The organism is Acinetobacter sp. YH12045 (assembly GCF_013419925.1).
Lineage (GTDB): Bacteria > Pseudomonadota > Gammaproteobacteria > Pseudomonadales > Moraxellaceae > Acinetobacter > Acinetobacter amyesii.
Genome location: NZ_VOZE01000010.1, coordinates 83,674 through 94,802, shown reverse-complemented (window position 1 = coordinate 94,802; position 11,129 = coordinate 83,674). Strand labels below are relative to the sequence as shown.

At 38.5% G+C, this 11,129-nt stretch carries 9 protein-coding genes and 1 pseudogene; 3 read left to right on the top strand and 7 right to left on the bottom strand.

What is annotated here, in order from left to right; translation table 11 throughout:
* A pseudogene (locus FTU02_RS12795) lies at window positions 1-108 on the top strand (IS5/IS1182 family transposase); the annotation flags it as partial.
* 14 nt (window positions 109-122) lie between these two features.
* On the opposite strand, the gene FTU02_RS12790 reads toward FTU02_RS12795, so the two are convergent.
* The 3 genes from FTU02_RS12790 to FTU02_RS12780 all read right to left on the bottom strand — a co-directional run bounded on the left by FTU02_RS12790 (window position 123) and on the right by FTU02_RS12780 (window position 3,379).
* Window positions 123-425, bottom strand: coding sequence for an MGMT family protein (locus FTU02_RS12790; protein WP_180157446.1), 303 nt, complete (start codon window positions 423-425; stop codon window positions 123-125).
* Window positions 426-496: 71 nt separating this feature from the next.
* Window positions 497-1,507, bottom strand: coding sequence for an Ig-like domain-containing protein (locus tag FTU02_RS12785; RefSeq protein WP_180157444.1), 1,011 nt, complete (start codon window positions 1,505-1,507; stop codon window positions 497-499).
* Window positions 1,508-1,879: 372 nt separating this feature from the next.
* The gene (locus FTU02_RS12780) at window positions 1,880-3,379 is read right to left on the bottom strand and encodes a sodium:proton antiporter (protein WP_180157442.1); all 1,500 of its coding nucleotides are present in this window, start codon (window positions 3,377-3,379) and stop codon (window positions 1,880-1,882) included.
* Between the two features lie 219 nt (window positions 3,380-3,598).
* Here FTU02_RS12780 and FTU02_RS12775 point away from each other — a divergent pair, with 219 nt between their 5' ends.
* A complete protein-coding gene (locus tag FTU02_RS12775) occupies window positions 3,599-4,156 on the top strand; it encodes a hypothetical protein (RefSeq protein WP_180157440.1) in 558 nt (185 codons plus the stop codon).
* Window positions 4,157-4,210: 54 nt separating this feature from the next.
* On the opposite strand, the gene FTU02_RS12770 is transcribed toward FTU02_RS12775, so the two are convergent.
* Together FTU02_RS12770 and FTU02_RS12765 are read right to left on the bottom strand one after the other, a co-directional pair.
* On the bottom strand, window positions 4,211-5,116 hold the full coding sequence (locus FTU02_RS12770) for a neutral zinc metallopeptidase (RefSeq protein ID WP_180007459.1): 906 nt from the start codon (window positions 5,114-5,116) through the stop codon (window positions 4,211-4,213).
* Between the two features lie 46 nt (window positions 5,117-5,162).
* Complete coding sequence (locus tag FTU02_RS12765; protein ID WP_180116856.1) at window positions 5,163-6,089, bottom strand: DUF808 domain-containing protein; 927 nt, start codon at window positions 6,087-6,089, stop codon at window positions 5,163-5,165.
* A 202-nt stretch (window positions 6,090-6,291) separates the two neighbouring features.
* On the opposite strand from FTU02_RS12765, the gene trpS reads away from it, so the two are divergent.
* Window positions 6,292-7,305 carry a tryptophan--tRNA ligase gene (gene trpS / locus FTU02_RS12760; RefSeq protein WP_180157438.1) on the top strand — a complete coding sequence of 338 codons (1,014 nt, stop codon included), beginning with the start codon at window positions 6,292-6,294 and terminating at the stop codon, window positions 7,303-7,305.
* 354 nt (window positions 7,306-7,659) lie between these two features.
* On the opposite strand, the gene FTU02_RS12755 is transcribed toward trpS, so the two are convergent.
* Both FTU02_RS12755 and lysS read right to left on the bottom strand, forming a co-directional pair.
* Window positions 7,660-9,111 (bottom strand): capsule assembly Wzi family protein, encoded by a 1,452-nt coding sequence (locus FTU02_RS12755; RefSeq protein ID WP_180157436.1) that lies wholly within the window; start codon window positions 9,109-9,111, stop codon window positions 7,660-7,662.
* Window positions 9,112-9,280: 169 nt separating this feature from the next.
* Window positions 9,281-10,807, bottom strand: a complete 1,527-nt coding sequence (gene lysS / locus FTU02_RS12750; protein ID WP_180157434.1) for a lysine--tRNA ligase — start codon at window positions 10,805-10,807, stop codon at window positions 9,281-9,283.
* Window positions 10,808-11,129 lie beyond the last annotated feature (322 nt).

The following is an 11,129-nucleotide window of genomic DNA, read 5'->3' as shown; positions in this document are numbered from 1 at the left end:
AAAACTTTCAAAATCCTTGCCGAGCGATATCGTAATCGAGGAAAAAGACTGGGCTTAAGATTCAATTTAATTGCGGGAATCTATAATTTAGAGCTGAGCAAAAAATGAATTATGAAAGAAGTCTATTGTTTCAATGAGATGCGTCCATTCACCACAAAGACATTTTCAGCTGCCAATTGCAATTGCTGGATATTTTCACCTTTTTCATTGCAACGCTGCGTGCTGATTTTTCCCTGAGCATTCACCACCCGATGCCATGGGATCGTTGATGTTGTATCTAGATGCTTTAGTACATAGCCAACCAGTCGTGCATGCTTCGGTAAACCCGCTAATTTGGCAATTTGTCCGTAAGTGGCAATCTTCGCCTGCGGTATCAATTGAATGACCGACAAAATTTGCGTTGCCAATTCATCACTCTGCTTCATCTGATCTCCTTTGAGCCGCATAAAAAAGAGAACCCGAAGGTTCTCTTTGATTAATACTTAATTTTGACAGATTAGTACAGTAATTGGTTGTGATCGATTAGATCTTGTAAAGTCACATCGGTATTTTTCAAAGTGAGTAATTCAACTTTATCACCAAATTTAGATCCTGTTCCATCACGATCAATGCTGATCACAGTGTTGCCCTTGCCATCAGATTTAACCGAAACAAACTGATCAATATTCGACTGATTGACATTTTGACCTTGTAACAAGGCTTTGATATTCACTTTATCGCCTACAGACGAATTAAAGTCATTCCAAGTATCATGTCCATTACCGCCCGTTGCATCGGCTTGATCCAATACTTTATAAATAACCGTATCAATGCCCGCTTTGGTGTTGAATTGATCATTGCCTGCTTTATCTGTCACAGTGACTTCAACGGTTTCACCATTGGTTAATGGATCTTTAAGTTCAACATCAAAATTACCTGCTGAATCCACTGTGCCTATGCCAATGATTTTGCCATCTTGATCTTTCACTTCTACCGTAGTGCCCGGCTCACCTTTACCTTGGACATGTTCACCATCATCGGTGATCACCACATCTTTAGGTGCATCAGGTTTGGTTGTATCCTTAGAACTACCAGATGAATCAGATCCACCACCAATAGCCGCACCCAATAAACCAGCACCACCTGCTCCCGCAATCCACGGTAAAATTACACCCGTCAAAGAATCGTTATAAAGCAGCGGTTCAATTTCATCTAAAGGTTGGTACTGAATAACATCCGCAATATCACCGTTGACTGTTGTAAATTTGGCCCAATACAATGTGCCGTCTTCATCCTCAAATACCAAACTATTATCTGGTGTCGCCTCACTAAAATAGTTTTGTACAGTAATCACTTCCCCATTTTTTAAGGTGATTATTGCGTCAGCACCATTCTTTGTAATTGAAGCAACATCCTCTTTCCGGATTTTGACTACGATGACAGAATTTTCTATAAGCCCAATTTGATTGGATTCAACTTGATCTAAGACTTTATGACTTTCTTTAGAAATGACAGAAATTTGCGGCATAGGTAAAACCTCATTTATTTGTATTAGGGCCGTTTTTATGCTTTTTGGTTTTGTAATGAATTGTTGGTGACTAATAATTTCTTTAATTACAACTCATTAAAACCAATTTTTTAATTGTGTGCGTTATATCACGCTTTATTTCTTTTTTGCACAATTGCTTGAATATTGTATTATTTTTATCAATAGGCTCAGATTTTAGATCCATCTTTATACAAGTAATAACAAACACTTATTTGTGTGATGCAAGTCACAATAATAACGATGAATGACCAGTCATAATTTCCCGACTTTTGATGTGCCACGATGAAACATAACTAGAAATAAAAAAGGAAATGCCCAAGCATTTCCTTTTTTAAGTCAAACAAATCAGTTTTAGAAGTTTTCGGGGTTCTCCAAACGACGAACTTCTTGCACTTTTTCTGGGTTATGTACAGCAGCAACACCATCATCCGCTTTGGTATCTATTAACGCTTCTGGGTTATAAACCGTAATGGTTTCATTACCATGGATATCTTCACCCACAATATATTGGAAGCCCTTTTTATTCATTTTATGGCACATTCTTTGGTACCAACCTTTAAAACCTTTGGTTTCTTCATTCGGATTGTAATAAAAAGCATTCATCACAGCAGGTAAACCTAGACCACACACGAGCCCCGACATTAATACCGCAATAAATGTATATCCAATCAAAATACTACTGTATTCACTGAGTTCAGGAATATTGGCAACAGCAAGGATTAGGGCCAATGAAATGCCTCCACGAACCCCACCCCAGGATAAAATCGCAAGACTACCGTTATAACTTTTTTTACGGAAACTCGGGAAAAATGCGAAAGATAAATAGTTTGCTGCAAAGCGCGATGCATGCAAAATAATAAACGCCACTATACCGCCTAAAATCAAGCTGATACTTAAATCTAAGATAAATAACTCAAGACCGATCAGGGTAAATAAGAAGGAATTGATGATTCCTTCCACGGTATGCCAGAAATGATTCACTTCCCTGATTTCTCGCTCTTGAAGAATTTCTTTCCATTTATTCCCAACGATCAAACCACCAATAACACATGCGATTGGTGCAGATGCATGTGCGAATAAAGCGACTAGATATGAACCACTTGCCAACAACGCTGTGGTTAAAATCAAGGATTCCATTTCATGTTTACCACGGAGTAAACGTAATATTCCTAAACCAAATGCCCAACCAATGATGACTGCGACAACAATTTCATATAACAGTGTTTCAAGCGTACCAATGACGGTAAAATGTTCACCTTGCAAAACATTGAGTAAGGTCATAAACACGGCAATACACATGGCATCATTAAAGAGCGATTCGCCTTCTAATTTCACCATCAAATGATGTGGGGCACGAACAGAACTTAATACACCTTTAACCCCAATTGGGTCAGTCGCACCTAAAGCAGCGCCTAATAATAACAACACCAATAAATCAACATGATGACCAATTAAGAACTGATAACCATATAAAGCAACACCAAAAAACACCGCACAAAGCACCAAGGCAATACTGGCTAAAATACTGATCGGCTTCCAATGCAAACGTAAATCTGAAACTTTAAATTTCAAGGCAGATGAGGTCAAAATAAAACAAATCACGCCATTAATTAAAAAGTCATAAAAGTCGATATGACGAACGGCCTCTTCAATATTGTGCAAATTAATCGTCACAAATTGATTGCCATTGAGCAGGCTTGCACCCCATTGTAAAATAAAGACAAAAATTGCAGAAACAATAGGAACACCTATGGCTTGTGGAAAACCCAAGATACGTTTATTAAAAATCGTGGTTGCAATCGAAAGTGCAAAAATAACGGTAAAAACCTGTAGAAAAAAATAATTTCCCATTTCGTTCCCAATTTTGGTGCTCTGTCGCCTACAGAGTGAGATATAGGTATTTTAAAAATAAATACTAAATTATTTGGTATTTAAAAATAAAATATTCTAACGAATTTTATCTAAATACCGTGTATAAATTCAGTTTTTTTCACATCTTTTATCAAGATCATTTAACATAGCAAGCCTGCATAGATTTTATGCATTTTCATCATCTACATGATTTCTCCTATGCATCAGACTATTAAAACTGTTTTTCGACTCTTTTTTGCTGCTGTGATTTTTATCATTACGGCGGCCCTGCTCCTCACTTGCTATAGTAAGACACAGGAAATTTTACGTGCTGACCACTATTTTAGTCAGGCAAAAACGATCTCACTGGATTCAACACCCAAAGAACAATTGGTTTTGGTCTCCAATAATGAATCACCCGATCGTGCGATTTTTATCATGCTGGCGAATAATGGTTATCTTGCCAAACTGAATTGTGAAAACTATGCACAAGATATTTGTCTCGATGAATTTAATCAGCAACACACCCGACAAATTCAACACCTCGATTTACTGAAAATCGGACAATTTCAATATATCCAAAATGTGAGTTTCACCAATAGCCGCACTGGACAAAAACAACAATTACGCTATAGCGATGCGCAATTAAAACAGTTCTATCAAAACGATATTTCAAACCTTAAATATACAGTTTTTGGCATAGCTTTATTTGCATTTGCCGCATTGTATGTCAGCTATCGCATCGTTCGAAACTTCAGATCATTTCTCAACAAATAAGCTTCAATCTATTTTCAATGAAAAAAGAGGATGTTTTGCATCCTCTTTTTTGCTTTAAATGGCTTGATTAAAGGTATCGCAGCTATTGATATTGCCTGATTTCAACCCTGTCTGGAACCATTTCATACGTTGTTCACTGGTGCCGTGCGTGAAGCTGTCTGGGACCACTTGCCCTGTTGCACTTTTCTGTAAATAGTCATCACCAATCTTATGTGCAGCGTCCATCGCTTCTTCTACATCGCCCTGCTCTAAAAATTGGGTACGCTGTTGATTATGATGCGCCCAAATACCCGCAAAGCAGTCTGCTTGTAGTTCTTGCATAACCGAATAACGATTACCTTCAGCTTTAGACGCTTGCGCACGGGCCTGCTGAACTTGCTCAGAAATGCCTAAAATCGTTTGGATATGATGTCCAACTTCATGGGCAACGACATAGGCTTGCGCAAAATCACCCGCCTGATCTTGGCGACTCAATTCTGTTTGATTTTGTTCACCCGTGATGCCCATTTGCGTACGCATATCTTTAAAGAATGCAGTATCAATATAGACCTTCTGATCTGCTGGGCAATAAAACGGCCCCATTGCAGCTTGTGCTGTACCACAACCCGAGTTGACCACACCATTAAACATAACCAATTTAGGCGCTTTATACTGGGCATTTAACTGTTCTTGGAAGACTTTAGTCCATGTATCTTCCGTATCGGCCAAAACCGTTCCAACAAAATCCATCGCTTCTTGTTGTTCAGGTGTTGGATTATCCAGACCTTTGACTTCAGCCGTTTGCCCCTGTGATGTCACTTGTTTAGTCGCTTGATAAGCTTGCTGCGGATCGACACCAAAAAACTTCCACGCAACAAATGCCACAACTAAACCGAGAATACTAATACCACCCGCTTTTGCACCGCCACCACCGCGACGGTCTTCTACGTTTGAACTAACTCTTCGACCTTTCCAGCGCATAGCGATCTTCCTTATATAAAATAGTTGATATCCGTGCGTTTACAGATTAATCCTTTTGCGACTTTGGCCATACTTTTTGAACTAAAGATACGACGCACAGCACGATTAAACCTGCAATAAAACCTGTCACTAAATTGATTAAAGTCGGTGTTAATGCACCCACAATACTGCCAACTGTAGGAATATGTTCTGCATAATCTACAGAGCCTTCAATAAAATGGTGTAACAAAGGTACACCATGGGTAATGATGCCACCACCCACTAAAAACATGGCAATCGTACCTACAATGGTCAATGTCTTCATCAACTTAGGCGCAAATGCCAACAAACCTTGTCCAACGGTCTTTTTAAATTGTGACGCTTGTTGAGTGAGATAAAGTCCTAAGTCATCAATTTTGACAATCATCGCGACAAAACCATAAACACCAACGGTCATTAATATTGCAATCACCGAAAGTACCATGACCTTGGTCCCAAATGCCGCAGTTGCAACCGTACCCAATGAAATCACCACAATTTCAGCAGATAAAATAAAATCGGTCCGGATGGCGCCTTTGACTTTTTCTTTCTCAAAAGTCACCAAATCCGTTTCAATATGAGTCATCTCTTCACGAGCAACTTCTTCTGTTTTGGCTTTTTTATGATGCAAACTATGCAGAACTTTTTCCACACCTTCATAACATAAGAACAAACCACCAATCATCAAAAGCGGTGTAATCAACCAAGGTGCAACCACACTAATCAATAAGGCAGCCGGTACCAAAATTAATTTATTAACAAAAGATCCTTTGGCCACAGACCAAACAACTGGAAGTTCACGATCTGAACGGACACCACTGACTTGTTGCGCATTCAGTGCTAAATCATCTCCAAGGACACCCGCTGTTTTTTTGGCTGCCATCTTACTCATGACAGCAACATCATCCAGCACAGTTGCAATATCATCAAGTAAGATTAATAAGCTACTCGCCATTATTTTTATCCTTTAGGCATTTTTTAATATTCTAATTCTATTTAACGCTAAAATTGTATTTAGTTTTTTAATAATTAACAAAATATTCACCCATTTTTCAGTCAATTGTGCTGTGTCAGTAACAATCAAAAATAGAATGCCGTACAATGGGGACATTCTTTGAAAATCAGCCGTAGCTTTGACTACCACTTTGGAACAGATAATGAGTACTCAAGATAATCGTCCAGTGATTTTGACTGGCGACCGTCCGACTGGACAATTACATTTAGGTCATTTTGTAGGTTCTTTACGTTCACGTGTAGGTTTACAAGATTCGCATCATCAACATCTCCTTTTAGCTGATGCTCAAGCCTTAACTGATAATGCTGATAACTTCGAAAAAGTTCGTCGCAATATTATTGAAGTCGCAACCGATTATCTTGCTGTAGGAATTGACCCAACCAAAACCACGATTTGCGTTCAATCATGCTTACCAGCATTGAATGAATTGACCATGTTATATTTGAACTTTGTGACGGTTTCTCGCTTAGAGCGTAATCCAACCATCAAATCTGAGATTCAAATGCGTGGATTTGAGCGTGACATTCCTGCAGGTTTCTTATGCTATCCAGTGGCTCAAGCTGCCGATATTACTGCATTTAAAGCATCTGTCGTTCCTGTCGGCGAAGACCAAATTCCAATGATTGAACAAACCAATGAAATTGTTCGTCGTTTAAACCGTCAAATTGGTCGTGACGTACTTCCTGAATGTAAAGCTTTACTCTCTAATGTCGGCCGCTTACCAGGTTTTGATGGTAAAGCAAAAATGTCTAAATCTTTGGGCAATACCATTGTGCTTGACGCAACTGATAAAGATATCAAGAAAGCTGTTAATGCAATGTATACCGATCCAAATCATTTACGTATTGAAGATCCAGGTCAAGTTGAAGGTAACGTCGTATTTACTTACCTCGATGCATTTGACCCTGATAAAGAAGCTGTTGCAGAGCTGAAAGAACACTATCGCCGCGGTGGCTTAGGCGACGGTACTGTGAAAAAGCGTCTTGAAGGCGTGCTAAAAGAGCTGATTGGCCCGATCCGTGAACGCCGTTTAGAATTGCAAAAAGACCCTAACTACATCATGGATATTTTAAAAACTGGTACCGATAGATGCCGTGATATTACCCAACAAACGTTGGATGAGATTAAATCTGGATTGGGTGTGTTCCACTTCTAAATTTAAAAAAATTCCATAAAATTAAGCCTTTCTATTATGAAAGGCTTTTTTACAGGCACTTTTGGTGAAGGTATTCACAAAATCTCCTTAGTTTTAACGTTAGGTAACATCACTTAACGTGAACACCAATGAAATGACTGACCGTTCACTCTATTATCTATTTATGTTTTAGGAATACCTAAATTCATAACATTTCTCCTTTACCGAACCTGTGAAAGCAGATTCGTTGTTATACGCAGTGAACACCCCAATCATTGCGTATTTTTTTGTCTAAAAATTGACAATTACCAATAGAAAAAAGTCCGCTATAAGCGGACTTTTCAATTAATACATCATTTTAAAAACAAATATAAATTAGTAATGAAATAAACGTTTATCTAATGGTAGTTCAATTCCAATTGACGCTCCACCATCATTACCATTTAAATCCGAGTCACTCACCCAACCATTAATTTTTAAAGACATATCTGGACGTAAATAATGTGTCCAAGTTAAGTCTAGAGCTTTCAATTCATCTTTTTCTGGAAATGCTGCATTGTTCAAAGCAGCACGTTCTGTTTCAGAAACTTTTGCAAAAAGTACACGACCATTTAGACGATTTAGTGGATCAATACGTATATTCCCACCCACTGAAACCATTTGAGCATCACCACCTAATGCATGACCAAGTGGATAGCCATGTTGATAGTATCCATCTGTGTAAATAGAGTGATTGTATGAAATGCCTTTGGCATCACCATTAGTTCGAGTATCAACCCATTCAGTATACAGTTGATAAGGCATATTATTTACACTTGAAGAATAATCAACACCTGCAAGATACATGCTTTTTGCCGGTAAACCACCTGCTTCATCTTCACCAATATATTGGCCGTAAAGACTAACTGGAACTTGCACAAGTGGTTGTAAATTCAAACGCGCATCAAAACCCGCGACTTGATTTGATGGATCAGCCTCACCTGTTCCACCATTATCTTTATTACCAATAAAGGCATCCCAAAGTGAACTAAAACTTTCGGGACGACCTTCGCCACCCCATTGTATAGAACGTGATGCTCCCAATTCCAAATATGGAGTAGGTTGTGCAGTTAGTCGAAGTCCAATGAGTTTTGCATCTGGGATAGCAGAATAATCATCTAACTGTCCAGCAAAAGCTTGATACTGCCAAGGGCCGATCCATGATAGCCATGGTGTTTCAAAAGCATTCTGTTGTGCACGCTGTGCAGTAACACCGTACACAGGACGACTCGCATCACCACGGATTAAACTACCGTCATGACCAGGCCCCCAATAAGTCGGAATCTGACCTGCAATTAACCATTGGTTCCAAAGCTTCCCGGCAATGTATGAGCCTTCCACATTTACATCTTGATCATTATTAATTTGCTGTTTATCTTCAGCATTTACACGTAAACGACCATCCCAATTTCCACCACCAACGTTGAGTTCAAGTGCACCTTGATATTGCGCTTTTTGATGATCACCAAAATTTTGCGGTAAATTATTTTTATCTGACTCTGCAAACAATTCTGCTTTTAATAATGCATTTTCGGCAGTCAATTTATTTTGAATACTTTGTAATACTTTTTGTTGTGCAGGTGTCATCACTTTTGCAGAAGTTAACGCTCGCTGTATTTCATCACCACTCATTGGCCATGTTGAGGTACTAATTTGAATAACGCCTTGCTGATTCAACCAATTCAAATCTGCGCGTAACTCTTCATTATTTAATACAATCCCCTGAGCAAAAACAGGAACTGATAATCCAAACAGTACAGCAGCATAGAGTGACTTTCTTAAATACATGCTCTTTTTCTCAAGTTTAATTCACAGCCCACCTTAGATTTTTCAACTCATTTATTCAAGGGTGAAACTGTATCTCCTTTTATTTTTTTCATCATTTCGGTAAAGATGTTCAATAAAAATACAAAATAAAAAACCCGCATTAAGCGGGTTTTTTATTTCAAAAACTAAATTAGTTTTTATGACGCATATGAGGGAATAAGATCACTTCACGAATACTTGCAGCATTCGCAAATAACATCACCAAACGGTCAATACCAATCCCCTCACCCGCTGTAGGAGGTAAGCCGTATTCCAATGCTTCAATGAAGTCTGCATCGTAATGCATTGCTTCATCATCACCTGCATCTTTTTCGGCAACTTGGGCTTGGAAACGTTCAGCTTGATCAATCGGATCATTTAACTCTGAGAAACCATTTGCCAACTCACGACCACCGATGAAGAATTCAAAACGGTCCGTAATATGTGGATTTTCATCATTACGACGTGCCAATGGTGAAGTTTCCGCTGGGTATTCTGTGATGAATGTCGGTTGACGAAGTTCTGTTTCAACAGTTTCTTCAAATACGATGGTTTGAAGCTTGCCTAAACCAAAACCAGGTTTTACTTGCTCTTTCAGTTCATTTTTAATGAAGTTTGCAAGGAACTCACGATCAGATACATTTTCAGCAGTGAACGATGGGTTATGTTCAAGAATCGCATCAAACATCGAAATTTTCTTGAATGGACCTTTGAAGCTATACACTTCATCACCATAAGGCACATCAGTCGAACCTAAGATGTCGATGGCCAATTTTTCAAGCATATTTTCTGTCAAAGCCATCAGGTCTTTGTAGTCTGCATATGCTTGGTAAAATTCAATCATGGTGAATTCTGGATTATGACGTGTTGATACACCCTCGTTACGGAAGTTACGGTTAATTTCGAACACGCGCTCAAAACCACCAACGACCAAACGTTTTAAGTAAAGCTCAGGCGCAATACGTAAAAATAAAGGCATATCTAATGCGTTGTGGTGAGTTTCGAATGGACGCGCAGATGCACCACCCGGAATCACATGCATCATTGGTGTTTCAACTTCCATGAAACGCTCATTGCTCAAATATGAACGAATACCTGACACCACTTTTGCACGAATTTCAAAAGTTTTACGTGTTTCTTCGTTCATGATGAGGTCTAAATAACGCTTACGGTATTTAACTTCAGTATCAGTCAAACCATGGAATTTGTCTGGAAGTGGACGGAGTGATTTGGTTAAAAGCTCAAAATGTTCAATATGAACATAAAGGTCACCTTTACCAGAACGACCAATATAACCTTTAATGGCAATAATATCGCCCAAATCGAGTGCTTTAATTGTTGCAAGAACATCAGCATCCAACTCTTTACGTGGTACATAAAGCTGGATACGACCAGTCATATCTTGGATTACGATGAATGAACCACGGTTCAACATCACACGACCAGCAACTTTTACATAAACCTTTTCGCCTGCTTCAATTTCTTCTTTTGATTTTTCAGCGAATTGATCTTGTAGGTCTTGTGCATAGTGTTCACGCTTAAATGTGTTAGGCCACGGGCTAACACCTGTTTCCTTGGCGTGCTCTTTGATGTGCTCTAACTTGGCATGACGCTGTGCAATTAAATCGTTTTCGGAAATGGCTTGTTCAGAAGTCGATTGAGCGTTATGTTGCGTCATCTCTGTCTCAAATAGTTAAAAAACGGAAGTTGTATAGCATAGCAGATTTCCTTTGAATTGAGCAGTAAGCAATGCGCGCATTTTTTTAATAAGTAGAAATTTATCGAAGTAAGATGTTTTAATCGTTATACCTTCAGGTAGACATAGAACATACCTTACAGATGTGCAGTAGATAAAAATTAAATACTCAAGCTCGAAAACCTACATTTAATGATATCAGATGATAACTAAAAGCTTTAAAAATACCTATTATTATCAATACATTAAAATATATATCAATAACTTAATTCAACCTTTAATCTATTTTCTTTAAGACTAAAGT